This window comes from Nonomuraea sp. NPDC003709 (genome assembly GCF_040610775.1).
Lineage (GTDB): Bacteria > Actinomycetota > Actinomycetes > Streptosporangiales > Streptosporangiaceae > Nonomuraea > Nonomuraea angiospora_A.
In genome coordinates, this window is sequence record NZ_JBEXMW010000004.1 from 638,861 (window position 1) to 657,772 (window position 18,912).

At 71.5% G+C, this 18,912-nt stretch carries 19 protein-coding genes; 15 read left to right on the top strand and 4 right to left on the bottom strand.

Translation table 11 applies throughout. From position 1 onward, the window contains the following. Nucleotides 1–11: 11 nt before the first annotated feature. Both ABZX61_RS15680 and ABZX61_RS15685 read right to left on the bottom strand, forming a co-directional pair. The gene (locus tag ABZX61_RS15680) at nt 12–776 is read right to left on the bottom strand and encodes an SWIM zinc finger family protein (protein WP_355194946.1); all 765 of its coding nucleotides are present in this window, start codon (nt 774–776) and stop codon (nt 12–14) included. After that, nucleotides 776–3,766, bottom strand: a complete 2,991-nt coding sequence (locus tag ABZX61_RS15685) for a DEAD/DEAH box helicase (RefSeq protein WP_355194948.1) — start codon at nt 3,764–3,766, stop codon at nt 776–778. Before ABZX61_RS15685 ends, ABZX61_RS15680 begins: the two co-directional genes overlap by 1 nt. Before the next feature lie 95 nt (nt 3,767–3,861). Here ABZX61_RS15685 and ABZX61_RS15690 point away from each other — a divergent pair, with 95 nt between their 5' ends. From ABZX61_RS15690 to ABZX61_RS15740, 11 genes are all read left to right on the top strand, one after another. Beyond that, entirely contained in the window at nt 3,862–4,623 is a 762-nt protein-coding gene (locus ABZX61_RS15690; RefSeq protein ID WP_355194950.1) for a methyltransferase domain-containing protein, read from the top strand. Between the two features lie 28 nt (nt 4,624–4,651). Further along, nucleotides 4,652–4,816, top strand: coding sequence for a hypothetical protein (locus ABZX61_RS15695; RefSeq protein WP_355194952.1), 165 nt, complete (start codon nt 4,652–4,654; stop codon nt 4,814–4,816). A 63-nt stretch (nt 4,817–4,879) separates the two neighbouring features. Beyond that, entirely contained in the window at nt 4,880–5,260 is a 381-nt protein-coding gene (locus tag ABZX61_RS15700; protein WP_355194954.1) for a phage holin family protein, read from the top strand. After that, nucleotides 5,257–5,895 carry a DUF3618 domain-containing protein gene (locus tag ABZX61_RS15705; protein WP_350722206.1) on the top strand — a complete coding sequence of 213 codons (639 nt, stop codon included), beginning with the start codon at nt 5,257–5,259 and terminating at the stop codon, nt 5,893–5,895. The genes ABZX61_RS15700 and ABZX61_RS15705 overlap by 4 nt, the downstream gene beginning before the upstream one ends. Before the next feature lie 51 nt (nt 5,896–5,946). Then, the gene (locus ABZX61_RS15710) at nt 5,947–6,369 is read left to right on the top strand and encodes a protease inhibitor I42 family protein (protein ID WP_355195192.1); all 423 of its coding nucleotides are present in this window, start codon (nt 5,947–5,949) and stop codon (nt 6,367–6,369) included. A 26-nt stretch (nt 6,370–6,395) separates the two neighbouring features. After that, nucleotides 6,396–7,112, top strand: a complete 717-nt coding sequence (locus ABZX61_RS15715) for a DUF1838 family protein (RefSeq protein WP_355194956.1) — start codon at nt 6,396–6,398, stop codon at nt 7,110–7,112. A gap of 18 nt (nt 7,113–7,130) precedes the next feature. Beyond that, entirely contained in the window at nt 7,131–7,535 is a 405-nt protein-coding gene (locus ABZX61_RS15720) for an HIT family protein (RefSeq protein ID WP_355194958.1), read from the top strand. 21 nt (nt 7,536–7,556) lie between these two features. Next, nucleotides 7,557–8,735, top strand: a complete 1,179-nt coding sequence (locus ABZX61_RS15725; protein ID WP_192786257.1) for a histidine kinase — start codon at nt 7,557–7,559, stop codon at nt 8,733–8,735. A 33-nt stretch (nt 8,736–8,768) separates the two neighbouring features. Continuing rightward, nucleotides 8,769–9,515, top strand: coding sequence for a LytTR family DNA-binding domain-containing protein (locus ABZX61_RS15730; protein ID WP_350722200.1), 747 nt, complete (start codon nt 8,769–8,771; stop codon nt 9,513–9,515). After that, the gene (locus ABZX61_RS15735) at nt 9,515–9,943 is read left to right on the top strand and encodes a hypothetical protein (RefSeq protein WP_350722198.1); all 429 of its coding nucleotides are present in this window, start codon (nt 9,515–9,517) and stop codon (nt 9,941–9,943) included. The genes ABZX61_RS15730 and ABZX61_RS15735 overlap by 1 nt, the downstream gene beginning before the upstream one ends. Continuing rightward, complete coding sequence (locus tag ABZX61_RS15740) at nt 9,940–11,427, top strand: cation acetate symporter (protein WP_350722197.1); 1,488 nt, start codon at nt 9,940–9,942, stop codon at nt 11,425–11,427. The genes ABZX61_RS15735 and ABZX61_RS15740 overlap by 4 nt, the downstream gene beginning before the upstream one ends. A 24-nt stretch (nt 11,428–11,451) precedes the next feature. On the opposite strand, the gene ABZX61_RS15745 is transcribed toward ABZX61_RS15740, so the two are convergent. Beyond that, nucleotides 11,452–13,602 (bottom strand): helicase-associated domain-containing protein, encoded by a 2,151-nt coding sequence (locus ABZX61_RS15745; protein ID WP_355194961.1) that lies wholly within the window; start codon nt 13,600–13,602, stop codon nt 11,452–11,454. Between the two features lie 41 nt (nt 13,603–13,643). After that, nucleotides 13,644–14,678, bottom strand: coding sequence for a LacI family DNA-binding transcriptional regulator (locus ABZX61_RS15750; protein WP_355194963.1), 1,035 nt, complete (start codon nt 14,676–14,678; stop codon nt 13,644–13,646). A gap of 11 nt (nt 14,679–14,689) precedes the next feature. Here ABZX61_RS15750 and ABZX61_RS15755 point away from each other — a divergent pair, with 11 nt between their 5' ends. Genes ABZX61_RS15755 through ABZX61_RS15770 form a run of 4 tightly spaced genes read left to right on the top strand, consistent with a single transcriptional unit; the run spans nt 14,690 to nt 18,870 of the window. Beyond that, the gene (locus ABZX61_RS15755) at nt 14,690–15,853 is read left to right on the top strand and encodes a PLP-dependent aspartate aminotransferase family protein (protein ID WP_355194965.1); all 1,164 of its coding nucleotides are present in this window, start codon (nt 14,690–14,692) and stop codon (nt 15,851–15,853) included. A 46-nt stretch (nt 15,854–15,899) separates the two neighbouring features. After that, a complete protein-coding gene (locus ABZX61_RS15760) occupies nt 15,900–17,156 on the top strand; it encodes a sugar ABC transporter substrate-binding protein (protein ID WP_355194967.1) in 1,257 nt (418 codons plus the stop codon). Then, nucleotides 17,153–18,037, top strand: coding sequence for a sugar ABC transporter permease (locus tag ABZX61_RS15765; protein ID WP_350722188.1), 885 nt, complete (start codon nt 17,153–17,155; stop codon nt 18,035–18,037). The genes ABZX61_RS15760 and ABZX61_RS15765 overlap by 4 nt, the downstream gene beginning before the upstream one ends. After that, nucleotides 18,034–18,870 carry a carbohydrate ABC transporter permease gene (locus ABZX61_RS15770; protein WP_355194969.1) on the top strand — a complete coding sequence of 279 codons (837 nt, stop codon included), beginning with the start codon at nt 18,034–18,036 and terminating at the stop codon, nt 18,868–18,870. The genes ABZX61_RS15765 and ABZX61_RS15770 overlap by 4 nt, the downstream gene beginning before the upstream one ends. Nucleotides 18,871–18,912 lie beyond the last annotated feature (42 nt).

An 18,912-nucleotide genomic window follows, 5' to 3' on the forward strand; every position in this document is an offset into this window, starting at 1 on the left:
CACCCGGAGCCTCAGGAGCCGGCGAGCCGCCGGTACGCCGGGGTGAGCGCGCGGGCCAGGTCGGCGGGCGGCGGGAAGACGCGCAGGAGCAGATCCGGAGCGGCGGCCGCGGGGCGGCGCTCCGGCCGGTGCGCCGTGGCGCCGGGCGCGTAGAAGTCGGCCAGCCGGTCGGCGAACGGCACGTCCCGCACCCCCAGCCTGGGCGCGTCCTCCGCCAGCGAGCCGAGCAGCTGCTCCCGGGTCCGGCCGCGCCAGGCCAGCACCAGGAACGGGTCGTCGTCGAACGACTCGGCCAGCAGGTAGAGCACCGCCGACAGGTGCTTGCACGGGAACCCCCAGTCGGGGCACGAGCAGTCCATGTCGAGATCGCGCGGGAACAGGTCGATCCCGAGCGCCGCGAACAGCTCCTCGATCTCCGGCGGCATCTCTCCCGCCAGCAGCTTGGCCCGGTGGACGGCCTGCTCGGCGATCGCCTCCTCGATGACGGCCCAGCGCCGCTCGTCGTACGCCTCGATCCTGACCACGATCGCGTACGGCTCCCGCCGCGAGCCCTGGACGGCGGCCCTGACCTCGCCGGGGGACAGGTCGATCGACAGGACCTGGCCCTGGCGCGCGTAGGCGCGGCCCCGCGAGAGCCGGCCCCTGTCGCAGACGCGATCCAGGATGTCGATGAAACGCCTGGACCACCACGTGGAGCCGATGGTCCCGCGCTGGGTGCGGGCCCTGATGCCGCCCTCGACCTTGATCGGCCTGGTGGCCTGGAACCAGTCCGGCACTATCCGCCCACCCCCTCCGCCGTGAGCCTGAACACCTCGCGCAGCTCCTCCGTCGACAGGTCCGTCAGCCAGTCCTCCCCCGTGCCGACCACCCGCTCGGCCAGGGCCTTCTTGCGCTCGATCATCTGGTCGACGCGCTCTTCGAGGGTGCCCGCGCAGATGAGCTTGCGCACCTGCACGTTCTTGCGCTGCCCGATGCGGAACGCCCGGTCGGTGGCCTGGTCCTCGACGGCCGGGTTCCACCAGCGGTCCACGTGGACGACGTGGTTGGCGGCGGTCAGGTTGAGCCCGACCCCGGCCGCCTTGAGCGACAGCACGAACAGCATCGGCTCCTCGTCGTTCTGGAACCGGTCGACCAGGCGGTCGCGCGTCTTCTTCGGCAGGCCGCCGTGCAGCCACAGGACCGTGGTGTCGAGCCGCTGGGCGAGGTACGGCTGCAGCATGGTGCCGAACTCGGCATATTGCGTGAAAAGCAGGGCCTTTTCGCCTTCGGCCAGGATTTCTTCGGACAGCTGCTCCAGCCGGGTGAGCTTGCCGGACCGGCCTGCCAGGCGGGAGCCGTCCTTGAGCAGGTGGGCCGGGTGGTTGCAGACCTGCTTCAGCTTGGCCATGGTGGCCAGGACCAGGCCGCGCCGCTCGATGCCCTCGCTGTCGTCGATCTTGGCCAGCATGTCGTCCACGACCGCCCGGTAGAGCGTGGCCTGCTCCGTGGTGAGCGGGCACCACTCCTTGACCTCCAGCTTCTCCGGCAGGTCCGAGATGATCGACTTGTCGGTCTTGACGCGGCGCAGGATGAACGGCCCCGTCGCCCGCTTCAGCGCCCGCGCGGCCTGCTCGTCCTGCTGGGCCTCGATGGGCTCCTGGAAGCGGGTCCTGAACCGCGAGCGCGGCCCCAGCAGCCCCGGGTTGGCGAACTCCATGATCGACCAGAGCTCGGCCAGGTGGTTCTCGACCGGGGTGCCCGTGAGGGCGAGCCGGCCGCCGGCGGGGATCGAGCGCACGGCCTGGGCCTGGAGCGTGCCGCTGTTCTTGATCGCCTGCGCCTCGTCGCACACGACCCTGCGCCACTCGTGCCGCTTGAGCGTCTCGAGGTCGCGCTGGGCGGTGCCGTACGTGGTGATCACCAGATCGGCGCCGGGGATCAGCGCCGCGTCGCGCCCGCTGCCGTGGTGCACGTAGACGCGCAGGCCGGGCGCGAACCTGGCGGCCTCCCGCTGCCAGTTGCCGACCAGGGACATCGGGCAGACGAGCAGCGTGGGCGCGCCGGCCCGCTCGTGGACGAGCAGGGCCAGCGTGGTGATCGTCTTGCCCAGCCCCATGTCGTCGGCCAGGACGCCGCCGAGGCCCAGCTCCGACAGGAAGCTGAGCCATGCCAGGCCGCGCTCCTGGTAGGGCCTGAGCGTGGCGTCCAGCCCCGCGGGGGTCGCGATGGGCGTCAGCCGCCGCTCGGCCTGGCCGGACAGCAGGTCGCCGAGCACGCCGTCGGCGTCGATCTCCAGCAGCGGCAGCTCGGCGTCGTCCTCCTGCACCACGTGACGCAGGAGGTCGGCGGCGCTCGCCTCCCCCGTACGGGCGCCCTCCACGGCCCTGAGCGCGGCCTTGAGCTGCCGGTCGTCCAGCTCCACCCACTGGCCGCGCACCCGGACCAGCGGCACCTTCAGCCGGGCCAGCTCGGCCAGCTCCGCCTCGCTGATCGTCTCGTCGCCCACCGCCAGGTCGATGCGGAAGTCGACCAGCTCCCGCATGCCGAACCCCTGCCCGGTGGCCGCCGTCTGCGCCTTGGCCCTGGTGGTCAGCTTCAGCCCCAGCCTCGTACGCCCGGCCCAGCGGGGCAGCTGCACCCCGAACCCGGCCGCCTGCAGCAGGGGCGCGGCCTGCCGCAGGAACCCGAACGCGCCGGCCGTGTCCAGCGCCAGCTCGCTCGGCGTGGGCCCGCGCAGGGCGCGGTCGAGCTCCGGGTAGAGCCGGACGGCCCGGCCCAGCCCGGCCAGCAGGTCGCGTTCGGGCCTGCCGGGCAGCCCCGTCACCGTCTCGCCGGTCCAGACGTGGGCCGCGGGGACGTACAGGCTGGGGTCGTCGGCGGCCTGCAGCGCCAGCTCGACCCGCCAGTCCTCGGTGTCGGCGGGCTCCAGCAGCCGGAAGCACACCCGGGTCGCGCCCTCGGCCGACGCGACGCTCTCGTGCCACCGCTCCAGCTCCTCGCGCAGCCCGGGCACGTCGGGGCACTGCGGCGCGGCGCCGGTCAGGGCGGCCAGCCAGCGTTCGTGAAGGGTCCTGGGCCGGGCGACCAGAGGCTCGGTGAGGGTCTGGCGGACGAGGGCGTCGGCGAACGTCTCAAGGGCGTCGAGCAGGACGCCGGCGGACGGCCGCTCGACCTGGGAGGTACGGCACGCGGGCGGCATGGCCAGCGCCAGCTCCCGGAAGTAGCCGGCGTCGGCCCCGGTCACCACCGGCCGCCACACGGCCCGCGCGTCGGCCTCCGGCACGGCCCACATGGCCATCGAGTCCTCGGGGAAGCCCTCGGGCTCAGGGCCGCCGGCCGCAGGGGAGGGGACGAGCTGCGGGATGACGCGGCCCCGGCGTACGAGGTCGCGGGCGAAGGCCGCCACGGCGGCCCAGTGGCGCATGGTCGCGGTGCCGGTGTGCCCGTCCAGCACGTGCAGGGCCTCCGAGACGGGCGGCACCACGGCGGGCACCTGCCAGAGGCGCAGCCGCGGCCGGGCCGTCTCCGCGAGCCGGCCGGTCTCCGGCGAGGGCAGCGGCTCCTTGGCCGAGCCCGGCAGGAGCAGCTCCAGCGTCCGTGACGGCGGGTCGTCGAGGCCGAGCGCGGCGGCGAGGCCGGACGCGGGGGAGGCGAACGGGTGGGGCGCGGGCCCCGTCGGACGGCGCTGCGGCCGGCGCGGGGCGGCCCCGGAGGACGCGTCGCCGGCCTCGGCGATCTCCGCCCAGAAGGCGAGCCCGCCGGCCGCCCAGACCCCGTGTACCAGCACCCCGGCAGGCTACCGCGTCGGCGCCTCCCCGCCGCCGCGCCTGCGGCCGGGGGCCCGCGCGGAGGGGAAGATCGGGTCCGCCTAGGATCCTGCACATGAGGTTCTCAGGGGCAGAGGGCAGGTGGGCGTCCCGGCTGGGGGCGCTGCGGGACGTCGTCCGGCAGGACCTCGTCACCCGCCAGCTCGCCGCGCACCTCCCCAAGACCCCCTGCCGCATCCTCGACGTGGGCTCCGGCCAGGGTACGCAGGCGCTCAGGATGGCCGCCAGGGGCCACCACGTCACCGCCCTCGACGCCTCCCGCGACCTCCTCCGCCTCCTGGAGGCCGGGATCCAGCCGGGCATGAGCATCCGGACGGTCCAGGCCGAGGCCGGGCGGCTGCGGGAGCTGTTCGGGCCGGGGAGTTTCGACATCGTCCTGTGCCACGGCGTGCTGATGTACTTCGACGACCCCGACCCGCTGCTCGCCGACCTCGCCCGCCTCCTCGCGCCAGGCGGCCGGCTCTCGCTCCTCGTGCGCAACGGCGACGCCCTCGCCATGCGCAACGGGCTCATGGGCGACTGGGCGGGGGCGCTGCAGGCGTTCGAGGGCACCGGTTACGTCAACCGGCTCGGCGTCCCCGCCAGGGCCGACCGGCTCGACGAGCTCACGCGGCGGCTGGCCGTACAGGGGCTGGAGGTGCCGCAGTGGTACGGCGTGCGGGTGTTCTGCGACGCCGCGCCGGACGGAGCGCCCGTCCCCGAGGAAATTGACGAAATTCTGGCGGTGGAGGAACGCGCGGGCCGGACCGACCCCTACCGGAGGGTGGCGGCGCTCATCCACCTCATCTGCGCAAGAGGTGAGGAAAGGCTTATATAAGCCCCACCTGAAGTTGTAGCATATTGGTATGAACCCTCCCGGATCGTGGTGTGAGCGGCCCAAGCCGCAGGCTCCCTCGTGCGAGCTCCCCTCTCCGTGGAGCAAGCCCAAGCAGCCGGACAATTGGTGCGAAGTGCAGAAAGACCCGGTGCTGTCGGCCCTCGGATTTCTGCTCAAGGTCGCCAAGCGGTAAAAGCGCATGATAGAAGGCCGTTTGTTTGGGTAGTCGCCTTCCTCAGCGGAGGAGGCGAGCGTTGTGAACGACACCCACAAGCTGGTCAACGACCTCTCCGAGCAGTTCTCCAGGCTCGTGAGGGACGAATTCCGCCTGGCGAAGATGGAGCTGGCGGAAAAAGGCAAGCGCGCGGGCTTCGGCGCGGGGCTGTTCGGCGCGGCGGGAATGGCCGCGTTCTTCGGCGGCGCCGCACTCGTGACCACCGTCATTCTGCTGCTGGCCCTGGTCCTGCCGGCGTGGGCGGCCGCCGCCATCGTGGCGGGCCTGCTCTTCGTCATCGCCGCGCTGCTCGGCCTGGTCGGTAAGGGACAGGTGCGACGCGCCGGGTCGCCGGTCCCGTCGGAGACCCTCGCGAGCGTCAGGGCCGACATCGACATGGTCAAGGAGAGGGCGCGGCGATGAGCGAGATCGACCCCGGATACAGCGAGCAATATGCCGGAAACGTCGGCGCCCGGAGGCAGACCGTGGGCACGCCGACCGAACGGGAGTCCATCAACGTACCGCCGACCAGGCCGGGCGCGGCCGAGAACGCCCGGCGGGTGGAGGAGGAGCGGACGGCACACGAGACATTCGCCCCCGAACCCCCTTACGACGATGAGCGTGCCCAGGCCCTGGAACGGGAGTGGGCCGAGGCGGAGTCGCCGCGTCATCACCACCACAGCAGGACGCACCACACGCGTGAGATGGCACGCGGGACAGGTCACCACGAGGAGGGCAACGTGCGCAAAGAGATCGAGGAAACCCGCAGGGAGCTGGGCGAGACCGTCGGGGCGCTGGCGGCCAAGGCCGACGTCAAGGCCAGGGCCGCCCATGTGGCCGAGACCGCCAAGGACAGGGCCGCGGGCATGGCCGGATCCGTCAAGGAGAAGGCGTCCGAGGTGGCGGGCAAGGTTCGCGAGGGCACGCCGCACCAGGTGAAGGACGCCGCCGGGCAGGCGCGCAAGCGGCCCATGCTGCTCGTCGCCGCGGCCGGCGCCGTGATCGCCTTCGTCGTCCGCCGCATGATGCAGCGGCGCAACCGCCACACGCACCGGTAGAAGGGGACGGGTACGGCCGGCGCCCGCACCGGCAGATACCCTGCCGTGGTGATGCGTCGAACGATCGCCGCCGCCACGCTCGCCCTGCTGGCGGCCGGGTGCGGCGGAGGCTCAGCGGTGAGCGACTTCGGCACGGTGGTCAAGGGCGCCAAGGGCACCACCGTGCCCGTCGAGCTGCGCCCCGGCCAGCGCTTCTCGCTGGCCGTCGCCGACAACCCGTCGGTGGGCGACGACTGGAAGCTGGTCGCCGTGCCGGACCCGAAGGTCGCCTCGTTCATCAGCGAGGAGCACAAGACCGAGGGCGGCGGGGTCGGCGCCGGGGGCACGACCTACTTCGTCTTCAACAGCAAGCGCCCGGGCACGACGGAGATCAAACTGTACGACTGCTGGCGGTGCGGCCAGGCCACGACGCCACCGGACGAGCAGAGCAGGCAGCAGTCGGGCGAGGCCGTCTTCACCGTATCGGTCAAGTAGAGCGCGGCCCGGTTACTGTGGGGATCATGGATTTCATCCGGGTGCGCGCCTCCTCCGACGGCGCGGAGACCATCTCCTATTGGACCGGCGACGTGTACGGCTGGCAGGACGACGGCGGGCCGCACCACCTGTTCGGGTTCGAGGGGCTGAACGTGGCCAGGGCGGTCGAGGCCGACGGCGGCTGGCAGCTGCTGACCAGGGAGGCCGCCCTCTACCTCGACCCGAAGACGAGGGAGGTGCTCGACACCTGGGACAACCCGCTCACGGAGCGGACGGTCGAGGTGCAGCACGTCTTCAACGACCCGGTCAACCAGCGGCTCGGCGCCTACCCGGTGCCGACGACCCGCCTGGGCGACCAGGTGGTCTACAACATCGACATCCGCCTGGCCTACCCCTCGCCCCTGAAGGTCGCCGACTACCCCGACAACTCGGCGAACGACACCTACCGGGCGATGGAGCTGTTCCAGTTCTTCGCCTCGGCCAAGGACCTGGACTCGGGCGTGCCGGACGTGCCGTGCGTGTTCTCGTGGTGCCGGGTCTCGCCGTGGCTGCCGTGGATGGCGATGGGGCAGCGCGCGGGCGGGCTGGTCTACCACTGCCGGGGCGCCAAGGTGGCCGAGGTGCCGCAGCGGCTGCGCGAGCGGGTGGGCGAGCACTTCCTGCACGCCCCCGCCGAGTGGTCGGCGCCCAACGTGACGAGCTGGACGGCCTTCGCCGAGCGGGCGGGGCGGGCCCGCGGATGAGGCGGATAGGGTCGGGCGGTGAGCACTGACCTGTTCTGCGAGATCATCGCGGGTGAGCGACCGGCGACCATGGTCCACTCCGACGAGGTCGCGGTCTCGTTCCTGGACGTCCGGCCGGTCTTCAAGGGGCACGTGCTGGTGGTGCCGAGGATCCACGTGGAGACGCTCGCCGACCTGACCGACGTGGGGCCGTTCTTCGAGCGGGTGCAGGCCGTGGCCCGGGCGGTGGAGGAGGGGCTGCAGGTCGCCGGCACGTTCGTGGCCATGAATAACCGCGTCAGCCAGAGCGTGCCCCACCTGCACGTGCACATCGTGCCGCGCAACAGGAAGGACGGGCTGCGCGGCTTCTTCTGGCCGCGCACCACGTACGACTCCACCGAGGAGGCGGAGTCGTACGCGGACCTGATAGCGAAGGCTCTGTGAGCGAAGCTAGGCTCTGGCGGCGTGGAGTACGTGGTGGGCGTCGCCGTGGTCGCGGTGCTCGTGAGCGTGCCCGCGATCGTGCTCTGGCGGGTCATGCGGGGCCGTCGCGAGCTGGGCACCAGCCCGGCGGAGCGGGCCACGTTCGAGACCCTGCACACCGCCTCGCTGGCCGGGCCGCCGCTGCGGGCCGGGCTGACCGCCGACGGCGCCGAGCGGGCCTCGCGGCACCTGCGCGCACTGCTCGGCTCGGCCGCGCTGGCCATCACCGACGGTGAGCGGCTGCTCGTCTACGACGGCGCCGGCGAGCACCACGCCGACCAGGCGTTCGAGCACGCGGCGGCCACCTTGAAGGACGGCCGCACCCAGGTGCTGACCATCGACTGCGAGCTGCTCGAATGCCCGATCCGCCAGGCCGTGGTGGTGCCGCTCACCACCGACGACCGGGTCGTGGGCGCCCTGGCCGCCTACGGGCAGGACGCCTCCGCCGGCCTGGTCAGGGCCGCGCAGGAGGTGGCCGGGTGGGTGGACTCGCAGCTCGAGCTGGCCGAGCTGGACCGCTCGCGCACGCTGCTCATGGAGGCCGAGGTACGCGCGCTGCGGGCGCAGATCTCCCCGCACTTCATCTACAACTCGCTCACCACGATCGCCTCCTTCGTCCGCACCGACCCGGAGCGGGCCAGGGAGCTGCTGCTGGAGTTCGCCGACTTCACCCGCTACTCCTTCCGCCGGCACGGCGAGTTCACCACGCTCGCCGAGGAGCTGCGCTCGATCGACCGCTACCTGATCCTGGAGCGGGCCAGGTTCGGCGACCAGCTCCAGGTGACGCTCCGGATCGCGCCCGAGGTGCTGCCGGTAGCGGTGCCGTTCCTGTGCCTGCAGCCGCTCGTCGAGAACGCCGTCAGGCACGGCCTGGAGAGCCGCAACGGCGTCGGCCGCATCACGATCATCGCCGAGGACGCCGGGGCGGAGTGCCGCATCAGCGTCGAGGACGACGGGCTCGGCATGGACCCCGACCGGCTGCGCCGCATCCTCGCAGGTGACATCGCCCCCACGGGCGGCGTCGGGCTGGCGAACGTGGACGAACGGCTGCGCCAGGTCTACGGCGACGAGTACGGCCTCGTGGTCGAGACCGCCCAGGGAGCGGGCACCAAGGTCAACATCAGGTTGCCGAAATATCACCCAGGTGTCTCTGCCCGTTGACCTCGATCTTTCTTGTCGGTTTTATCACTGTCTATGGCACAACTACGGGTCCTCGCGGTCGATGACGAGCTGCCTGCCCTCGAAGACCTGTCGTACCTGCTGCGTGCCGACCCCCGCATCGGCGAGGTGGCCACCGCCAGGGACGGCGCGGCGGCGCTGCGGCTGCTCGACCGCGCCATCGCCGACGGCCGGCCGATCGACGCGGTCTTCCTCGACATCCGGATGCGCGGGCTCGACGGCGTGGTGCTGGGGCGGCTGCTGTCGCAGTTCGCGAACCCGCCCCGGGTGGTGTTCGTGACGGCGTACGAGGAGCACGCCGTGGACGCGTTCGAGATCAAGGCCGAGGACTACCTGCTCAAACCGGTACGCCCGGAGCGGCTGGCGGAGGCGATCCGGCGGGTGGCGGTCTCGGCCGACGTGCCCGCGGAGGCGGGGGAGACCGACACGATCCCGGTCGAACTGGGCGGGGTGACGCGGTTCGTGTCCAGCGCCGACGTGATCTACGTCGAGGCGCACGGGGACTACGCGCGGCTGCACACGGCGACGGGCAGCCATCTGGTGCGCATCCCACTGGCCACCCTGGAGGAGCGGTGGGCCTCGGCCGGGTTCGTCCGCGTGCACCGGAGCCATCTGGTGGCCGTCAAGCACATCGAGGAGTTGCACATCGACTCGGGCAAGTGCACGGTGCGGGTGGGGGACACCGAACTGCCGGTCAGCCGCCGCCACACGCGCGAGCTGCGCGACCTGCTGGTGCGCAGAGCCAGAAAGGCGAGGTCGTGATGAGCCCTGAACCGCGTCCCGGGCGCCGGGCCCCGCTGCCCCGCGCCGAGGCGTCCCGGCGCGAGACCCTGCGGCGGGTGGCCGTGATGAGCCCGCGTACGGCCGCCGCGCGCCGGCCCCGCTACCCGGCCACCCGGGAGATCGACGAGCAGACCAGGCTCGGCGAGGTCTACATGCGCTCGTTCCTGCGCACCCAGGTCCGGCTGGCGCTGTTCGTCTGCACGGTGCTGGCGTGCGTGGTCGGCGGGCTGCCGCTGCTGTTCCTGCTCATCCCCGAGCTGCGCTCGGTCCACCTGCTCGGCGTCCCGCTCCCGTGGGCGGTGCTCGCCGGGCTCATCTACCCCGCCTTCGTCATCGGCGCCTGGCTGTACGTGCGCCAGGCCGAGCGCAACGAGCGCCACTTCGCCGAACTGGTCAAACGCCGATGAGCCTCACCGCGGTGCTGATCGTGGTGGTGGCGGCCGTGCTGATCGGGGCGTTCGGGATCAGGGTCTCCCGCACCACCTCCGACTTCTACGTCGCCTCCCGCACCGTCAGCCCGCTCTGGAACGCCTCGGCCATCGGCGGCGAGTACCTGTCGGCGGCCTCGTTCCTGGGCATCGCCGGGCTCATCCTGTCGTTCGGCGTGGACATGCTCTGGCTGCCCGTCGGCTGGACCGGCGGCTACCTGGTGCTGCTCGTGCTGGTGTCGGCGCCGCTGCGGCGCTCGGGGGCGTACACGCTGCCGGACTTCGCCGAGGCCAGGCTGGAGTCGATGGCCGTGCGCCGCACCGCGAGCGTGCTCGTCGTGCTGATCGGCTGGTTCTACCTGATGCCGCAGTTCCAGAGCGCGGGCCTGGTGCTGCGGGAGATCACCGGCGCGCCCGTGTGGGTGGGCGGCCTGCTGGTCGCGGTCGTCGTGGCGGTGAACGTGCTGTCCGGCGGCATGCGGTCGATCACGTTCGTGCAGGCGTTCCAGTACTGGCTCAAGCTGACGGCGCTGGCCCTGCCGCTGGTGTTCCTGCTGATGGCGTGGAAGGCCGACGGCGCGCCCGCGGTCGGCCCGCAGGACGCGGCCACCTGGCAGGTGCCGCTGGCCGGGGGCAAGGAGTACGGGCTGTACTCGACGTACTCGCTGATCCTGGCCACGTTCCTGGGCACCATGGGGCTGCCGCACGTGCTCGTGCGCTTCTACACCAACCCGGACGGCCGGGCCGCCCGCCGCACGACGCTGGTGGTGCTGTCGCTGCTCGGGGCCTTCTACCTGATGCCCGCCGTGTACGGCTGGCTCGGCCGCCTCTACGCGCCCGACCTGGTCCGCACCGACACGGTCGTGCTGACGCTGCCCGCGCGGATGGTCGGCGGCACGCTGGGCGAACTGCTGACGGCGCTGGTGACGGCGGGGGCGTTCGCCGCGTTCCTGTCCACGTCGTCGGGGCTGACCGTGTCCGTGGCGGGGGTGATCGCGCAGGACCTGCTCAAGGGCAGCGTGCGCTCGTTCAGGATCGCCACGCTGATGGCGGTCGCGGTGCCGCTGGCCCTGGCGCTGTGGGCGCGGGCGCTGCCGGTGGCGGACGTGGTGGGGCTGGCGTTCGCGGTGGCGGCCTCGTCGTTCTGCCCGCTGCTCGTGCTGGGCATCTGGTGGCGCCGCCTGTCGACCACGGGGGCGCTGGCCGGGCTGTTCGTGGGCGGCGGGCTCGCGTGCGCGGCCGTGCTCGTCACGATCGTCGCCGGTCCGTACGACGGGCCCGCCGGCGCCCTGCTGGGCCAGCCGGCGGCGTGGACGGTGCCGATCGCGTTCGCGGTGATGGTGTCGGTGTCCTTCCTGACCCCGCACCGCGTGCCGCCCGGGGTCGCCAGGACCATGGTCAGGCTGCACACCCCGGAGGACCTCGACCTCGACCGCGGCGACTGGCGCCCCCGCTCGTCGTGACCCCACCGGTGATCCCGCCGGTGATCAGGGCAGATGAGCCTCCTTGATCCGGGCCCGCTGGAAGGTGTGTTCGGCGCCGCAGTCGTGGCAGTAGCCGGACACCGTGCCGCGGGTCAGCTCGATGTCCTCCATGTAGTGCTCACGCCGCTGCCAGACGATGACGATCGGCTCGCCGGTGACGGAGGCCACGGACAGGGCCTCGGCGGGCGTGCCGGGCTCGCCGCCCTGGAGGATCGCGGTGGCGTCCCAGGCCGGGTCGGGCTCCACGGGCAGGCGGCGGCGCTGGGGCGGCTCCGCCTTGATGGTGCCGTCCGGGGCCACGGCGACCGGGGCGTGGCCGCCCTGCCGCAGCAGCTGGAGGGTCTCGTCGGGAGGCAGGGCGCTGAGGGCGACCGTGGGGGCGATGGCGCGCAGCGCCAGCTTGCGCAGAGCCCTGGTCCCGCACAGCTCGGTGATGAGCGCCGGGTCCTCCGCGGTCACCACGGAGGCGGCGGAGGTGACGCGGACGGCGCCGTGCCGGCGGGCGACGTCGGTGACGAGGTAACGCAGCGGCTGGGGGACGGCCTTGGCGGCGACGCGGGCCAGCTCGTCGAGCAGGCCGTCGGCCGTCGTCCCCGCGTCCAGCGCCCGGCGCACGCTCTTGTGCGAGAAGCGCCACACGCTGGCCCGGTCGCGTGACTCCAGGTCGGCGCAGCCGTTCAGGAACGCGGTCAGCTGCGGCGCGGGCACCCCTGACACGATCGCGGTCAGGTCGTTCTGCAGGGTCACGGTGTGGGTCGGCGTGGGGAAGCGGCCGGCCACGCCGGCGCCGTCGAGGTGGGCGCGGCCGAGCTCGGTCAGCGCACCCTCCTGGACCATCCCGAGCAGCTCGCCCTCGCGCAGGGCGGCGGTCACGAACTCGGCGGCGGCCGGCGCGAACTCCTTGACCGCCCGTGTCCGCCAGCCCACGGCCGGGAGCAACCCCTCAGGGCTCGACCCCCGCCCGGGAGACAGCGTCCGGAGCACGCGCAGCGCGGCCCGCCGGATCTCGCCGGCCCCGCTCTCGAACTGGTACGGCGGCGCCTGCGGCGTCATGTGCTCCTCGCAGCAGCCCGTCACCCTGAACGTGGCCGCCTGCGGCATCGCCAGCCAGGACTCCACCAGGGCCTGCCACCGCGAGGCCGGATCCAGGCCCAGCCACTCGTCGGCCAGCGTGGTGCCGGCCAGTCTCTCGCCGGCCTCGGAGGCGATCAGGTCGGTGCCGAAGGCGAGGTCGAGCCAGAGCACGACCGCCTGCTCGGGAACGTCCAGCGCCTTGGCCACCCGCTTCAGCTCCCGCGCGCCCACCCCGCCCGCCTTCAGCTCGGCGATGGGCTGCGTTCCCGTCAGCTCGATCAGCGCCTCCACCTGGTCAACGGCGGCCAGCGCGGCGGCGAGCCCGTCCGCGGGCCCGGTGAGCTCCACCGACGGCACGTCCGGCTGGCCCGTGAGCTCCGGCTTCCAGCCGTCGCCGCGCAGCGCGAGCGCGACCTCCATGGGCATCTCGTACTCCCAGCCGTCCCGCACCACGAACCCGGCCTCGGCCAGGCGCGTGACCGGATGGTCCGCATCGACGGTGCCGTACCAGACGGCGTGCTGGAAGACCGGCTGCCCGTCCGCCATCGACTCCAGCAGCGCCACCGCCTCGCGCGGCAACGCGGCGGCGCGGGAGCGGACGGCCCGGCCGTCGCGCACGATCTCCGCCGCCTGGGCGAGCACCTCCGACTTGCGGCCCTTGGGCCTGCCGCCCAGCCCCTTGACCAGGGACTTCAGATCCTCGGCGGTCAGCTCGCGCAACGGCCGGCCCAGCCCGAACGGGTTCGCCCACAGCCCCTGCGGGTGCGGGGACCGCACCGTGCCCCCGTCGCCGCCCCCGTCGAGGGTCACGAGGCCCCACGCGGCCAGGGTCTCGATCGTCTCGCCGAGCCGGTCGCCGGGGTCGTGGAGCAGCTCGGCCAGCGCCGCCCGGCCGGCCTCGCCGCCCAGGATCTGCAGCGCCTGGCTGACGAGGTGGCAGTCGGCGTCGAGCGCGAGCAGGGCGGGCACGGCCAGCTCCGGCGCCGCGAGCAGGCGTTCGAGCGCCTCGGCGGAGGGGACGGCGGCCAGCTCCGGCCGGTTGCGAAGAAGCCGGGCGAGGTCGGCGGCGGGAAGAGGCACAACTCGACCCTAGCGAGACGAACGCCGCTCACGCATGGTGTTCAGGAGGGCGGCAGCTCTCCCGAGCCTCTGGCGACCAGCTCGACCGGGACCTTGACGCGGCGGGGCGACGGCGACGGGTTCAGCAGGAGGTCCACCGCGCTGCGGGCCAGGCGGGCCGTGTCGTAGCGGACCACCGTCACCCCGGGGTTGAACACGTCGGCCAGGGCGAAGTCGTCGAAGCTCACGTACGCGGGCCGCTCCGGACGTTCCCGCAGCGCCTGCAGGATGCCGATCGCGGCGCGGTTGTTGGTGGCGAAGAAGGCCGTCGGCGGGTCGGGCAGGTCCAGGAGGCGGCTCACCTCGTGGGAGACCCGCCACGGGTCGAAGAGCCCGCGGACCGTCAGCGCGTCGTCGGCCGTCAGCCCGGCCGCGCGCAGGGCCGCGCGGTAGCCGGTCGCGCGGTCGTGCACCGAGCTGATGCCCTCGTCGTCCGAGACCAGCGCGATCCGGCGGTGGCCGCGGGCCAGCAGGTGCTCGGTCGCGGCCCGGCCGCCCCGCACGTCGTCCAGCAGCACCACGTCCGCCGACTCCAGGCCCGGGGGCACGCGGTCCACGAACACCGTGGTGAGCGAGGCGTGCTCGGCCAGCCACGAGTGATCGGCCGCCGAGGGGACGACGATCAGGGCGTCCACGCCCCGGGCGTACATGGACTCGATGAGCATGCGCTCCTTGTCGGCGCTCTCCTCGTACGAGCCGAACACCACCAGCGCCTCGTATTGGGCCGCTGCGGACTCCACGGCGGCGGCCAGGCGGGAGTAGAACTCGTTGGAGATGTTCTCCATCACCAGCCCGAGCGTCAGCATGGTCGCGCCCCTGGCCAGGCGGGCGGCGGCCTCGTTGCGGCGGTAGCCGAGCGCGCTGATGGCCGCCTGCACGCGCTCCTGCAGCGAGGCCCGGACGTGCGGCTCCTGGTTGACCACGCGGGAGACGGTCTTGAGGCTCACGCCCGCGTGGCGGGCCACGTCGGCCATGGTCGGCTTGCGAGTGGTTTCACCCCGGGAGGCCGCCCGGTCACCCAGATCCCTGGCTGTCATAGTCTGCCCCCATGGATGACGAATGGATCTGTGGCCGGTTGGGCGAGGACGAGCCCTGGGCGTTGGGCGCGGTCAACCCACCGGTGTTCGAGAACTCGCTGTTCACGTTCGGGAGCGCGCAGGAGCTCGGCGAGGCGATCAGGAACGAGGACGAGAGGTACGTCTACTGGCGGGGGACCAACCCGACGGTCGATCTCGCTCAGCGTAAGCTCGCCGCGCTCGAGCGGGGAGAGCGTGCCAAGTGTTTCGGGTCGGGAATGGGGGCCATCTCGGCGACCATCTCCTCGCTCGTCAAGGCCGGGGATCACGTGCTGGTGCTGGGCGCAGTGTACGGGCCGACCACCCAGTTCCTGCGCTACCTGGAGAAGTTCGGGGTCACGCATACGCACGTGAACGACCTCGCGGGGTGTGACAGCGCTATCAGGGCGAGCACCCGTCTACTCTACTTCGAGTCCCCCTCCTACATGGCCTACGCCGTGGTCGACATCGCCGAAGTCACCGCGTGGGCGCGGGAGCGCGGGCTGGTGAGCGTGATGGACAACACCTGGTCCACGCCGATCTTCCAGAAGCCGCTGACCATGGGCGTCGATCTCGTCGTGCACTCGCTGTCGAAGTACATCGGCGGGCACAGCGACCTCGTGGGCGGCGTCGTGGTGGGCCCGTCCCGGCTGATCAGGCCGCTGGCGCTGACCGAGTACCAGCTGTACGGGGCCGCCATGTCGCCGCACGACGCGGCCAAGGTGATCAAGGGGCTGCGCACGCTGCCCGTGCGGATGGCCGCGCACCAGGAGCGGGGGCTGGCCGTGGCCGAGTTCCTGACGGGGCATCCGGCCGTGCGGGCGGTGAACCACCCCGGGCTGCCGTCCCATCCGGGGTACGACCTCGCGAAGCGGCAGATGTCGGGGTTCTCCAGCCTGTTCAGCCTCGTGCTGGACACGGAATCGCGCCAGGAGGTCGGACTCTTCCTCGACAAGTTGCGACATTTCAGGATTGGTGTGTCTTGGGGTGGTTTTGAGAGCCTGGTGAACGCCCCCGCCCTGTCCACCGAGGAGAGCGTGCGGGCCACCATGGGCATCCCCGTCGGCCTCGTGCGGCTCTCGGTCGGCCTGGAGCCCGCGGACACGTTGATCAAGGACCTCGGTCTAGCGCTGGAGGGGGTCGGTCGCCTAGCGTGACTGACAGCGCGTGACTGACAGCGCTGTCTGAAGCTGGAGGCTCAGCATGAGAACCCCCCTCCTGGCGGCCGCGGTCGCCGCCACGCTCTTGCTCGCGGGCTGCGGCTCCGGCTCGTCGTCCCCCGGCGAGGTACGGCTCCGCATGATCGAGAGCCTGACCAGTCCCGAACGCACGAAGCTCATCAAAACGCTGCTGAAGGACTTCGAGAAGGCCAACCCGGGCATCAAGGTGGAGCTGATCTCGCCGCCGCTCGACAGCGCCGACCAGAAGATCACCCAGATCCTGCAGACGAAGAAGGACCTGGACGTGCTGGAAGTACGCGATCACACGGCCAAGTCCTTCTCCAACAACGGCTGGCTGGCCGAGCTGCCCACCACGGAGTGGCCCGGCTGGTCGGACCTGACCGAGCTGGCCCAGAAGAAGGCCGTCGAGGTCGGCGGCAAGGCGTACCTGATCCCGTACGGCTTCTACGAGCGCACGATCTTCTACCGTACGGACCGGGGCATGACGCAGCCGCCGGCCACCTGGCAGGAGCTCTACGAGGCCGGCAAGAAGATGACCTCGGGCGATCGGTTCGGCTACTCGTTCCGGGGCGGCAAGGGCGGGGCCGACTACGCGGTCATGATGGTCAGCGCGTACAACGGCGAAGCCCTGAATCCCGAAAAATCGTTCTATCTCAAGGACAAGCGGACGATCTTCTCCACCCCCGAGGCCGCCCAGGCCATGGATCTCTACGTGAAGATCTTCAAGGAGGCGTCGCCGCCCGACTCCGTCTCCTGGGGCTACCCGGAGATGGTCCAGGGGTTCACCTCGGGCGTCACCGGCATGCTCATCCAGGACCCCGAAGTGATCAAGACCGTCCAGGAGAGCGGCATGTCGGCCTGGTCGACGGCCCCCATCCCCAAGGGCCCGTCCGGATACGCCTTCCAGCCCGTCGGCTACGCCGGATGGGGCGCCACCTCCTTCACCACGCACCCGAAGGAGGCGGTCAAGCTGGTCCAGTTCCTCTCGGAGGCCAAGCAGAGCATCGCCTTCGCCAAGGGCAACTCGCTCATCCCGATCTCCAAGCAGGCCCAGAGCGACCCGCAGTTCTCGCAGGGCGCGTGGAAGGCGTACCTGCAGGCCCAGCAGGACCCCAAGCAGGTGATCACGATCAGGCCCGTCGACTACCCGGGCTGGAGCCAGTTCCTCGTCGACTCCGACCGTGACGTCCAGGCCCTGATCACCGGCAATAAGACCACGGCCGAGGTGCTCAAGTCGTGGGACGCCTTCTGGACGGACCAGGCCAAGAAGGTCTCATGAGGCTCTTCACCGCCCGCCGGGCCAGGTTCATCGCTCTGTGCCTGCTGCCCGGCGTGGTCTTCGTGACCCTGTTCACGTACTACCCGATGATCCGCGGCACGGTCATCGCCTTCCAGCGCTACAACCTGTTCGACATCACCTCGACGCCCTTTGTCGGCCTGGAGAACTTCCGGGCCGTCCTGGCCGAGGACCGGTTCTGGACGGCGCTGCGGAACACCGGCACGTGGGTGGTCGTCTCGCTGTTCTTCCAGTTCTTCCTCGGCTTCGGGCTGGCGCTGCTGCTGCGCCGGCACTTCCGCGGCCGGGGCCTCTACCAGGCGTGGGTGTTCTTCCCGTGGGCCATGTCGGGGTTCCTGATCGGGCTGCTGTGGCGGTGGATGTTCAACGGGCAGTTCGGCGTGATCAACGACCTGCTGCTCAAGACCGGCCTCATCGACCAGCGCATCGGCTTCCTGGCCACCCCCGGGTGGGCGATGACGTCGGTGATCGTGGCGAACATCTGGTACGGCGTCACGTTCTTCGCCATCATGATCATGGCCGCCCTGCAGTCGGTGCCGAAGGAGCTGTACGAGGCGGCGGCCGTGGACGGCGCGTCGCGGCTGCGGCAGTTCTGGCACGTGACGCTGCCGCACATCCGGCCCACGCTCGCTCTCATCGTGCTGCTGCGGATCATCTGGATCCTCAACTTCCCCGACCTCATCTACTCGATGACCGGCGGCGGCCCGGCCGGCGGCACCGACATCATCACGACCTTCCTCATCCAGCAGGTCATCGGCGGCGACTACGGCCGGGCGGGCGCGGTGGGCCTGCTCATCCTGGGCCTGCTGCTGTCCTTCAGCGTCTTCTACCTGAACGCGACGAGATTCGAGAAATCCAGATGAGACGTGTCGCGACCGTGTTGAAGACCGCGGCGAAGGTCGTCGTGCTGGGCGCCTGGCTGCTGATCACCCTCTTCCCCCTCTACTGGATCGTCGTCACCTCGCTCAAGCCCAAGTCCGAGATCTTCTCGATGCCGCTCAGGTACTGGCCGGGCAACCTGACGTTCGAGCACTACGAGGAGCTGTTCTCGTTCGCGGACTTCGGCGCGTACCTGCTGAACAGCCTGCTCGTCTCGCTCGTCGCGGCCGGTGTGGTGACCGCGATCGGCGTGCTGGGCGGCTACACCCTCGCCCGCTTCGCCTTCCCCGGCCGGGGCGCGCTGATGCTGGCGTTCCTGGTGACGCAGATGATCCCGCTGTTCATCGCGCTGGGCCCGCTCTACCTGCTGATGTCCGACCTCGACCTGCTCAACCGGCTCGCCGGGCTGATGCTGGTGTACGTGGCCATGCTGGTGCCGTTCGCCACGATCATCATGCGCGGCTTCTACGAGCGGGTGCCGGTCGCGCTGGAGGAGGCCGCGCAGGTGGACGGCGCCTCGCGGCTGGTGGCCATGGTGCGGGTGGTCATCCCGGTCATGCTGCCGGGCATCGCGGCCACGTTCATCTTCGCGTTCGTGCAGTGCTGGAACGAGCTGTTCCTGGCGATCACGTTCATCGACAGCGAGGACGCCAAGACCATCCCGGTCGCCATGAACTCCTTCATCACCCAGTACGACATCGACTGGGGTTCCATGGCCGCGGCCACCGTGATCTCGGTGCTGCCGACCCTCGTCCTGTTCGCCGCCATCCGCCGCTACATCGTCGAAGGGCTCACCGCGGGCGCCGTTAAGGGGTGATGCATCCGATGAATTTCGGTTGACTACCCTTGACTAAGGTCA

Bases quoted from the DNA above. Each gene is read 5' to 3' on its own strand.
- ABZX61_RS15715 (WP_355194956.1), top strand. From the start codon at position 6,396: ATGGATTTCATCCGGGTGCGCGCCTCCTCCGACGGCGCGGAGACCATC.
- ABZX61_RS15740 (WP_350722197.1), top strand. From the start codon at position 9,940: ATGAGCCTCACCGCGGTGCTGATCGTGGTGGTGGCGGCCGTGCTGATC.
- ABZX61_RS15705 (WP_350722206.1), top strand. From the start codon at position 5,257: ATGAGCGAGATCGACCCCGGATACAGCGAGCAATATGCCGGAAACGTC.
- ABZX61_RS15750 (WP_355194963.1), bottom strand. From the start codon at position 14,678: ATGACAGCCAGGGATCTGGGTGACCGGGCGGCCTCCCGGGGTGAAACC.
- ABZX61_RS15730 (WP_350722200.1), top strand. From the start codon at position 8,769: ATGGCACAACTACGGGTCCTCGCGGTCGATGACGAGCTGCCTGCCCTC.
- ABZX61_RS15770 (WP_355194969.1), top strand. From the start codon at position 18,034: ATGAGACGTGTCGCGACCGTGTTGAAGACCGCGGCGAAGGTCGTCGTG.
- ABZX61_RS15735 (WP_350722198.1), top strand. From the start codon at position 9,515: ATGAGCCCTGAACCGCGTCCCGGGCGCCGGGCCCCGCTGCCCCGCGCC.
- ABZX61_RS15760 (WP_355194967.1), top strand. From the start codon at position 15,900: ATGAGAACCCCCCTCCTGGCGGCCGCGGTCGCCGCCACGCTCTTGCTC.
- ABZX61_RS15765 (WP_350722188.1), top strand. From the start codon at position 17,153: ATGAGGCTCTTCACCGCCCGCCGGGCCAGGTTCATCGCTCTGTGCCTG.
- ABZX61_RS15710 (WP_355195192.1), top strand. From the start codon at position 5,947: ATGCGTCGAACGATCGCCGCCGCCACGCTCGCCCTGCTGGCGGCCGGG.
- ABZX61_RS15755 (WP_355194965.1), top strand. From the start codon at position 14,690: ATGGATGACGAATGGATCTGTGGCCGGTTGGGCGAGGACGAGCCCTGG.
- ABZX61_RS15695 (WP_355194952.1), top strand. From the start codon at position 4,652: ATGAACCCTCCCGGATCGTGGTGTGAGCGGCCCAAGCCGCAGGCTCCC.
- ABZX61_RS15690 (WP_355194950.1), top strand. From the start codon at position 3,862: ATGAGGTTCTCAGGGGCAGAGGGCAGGTGGGCGTCCCGGCTGGGGGCG.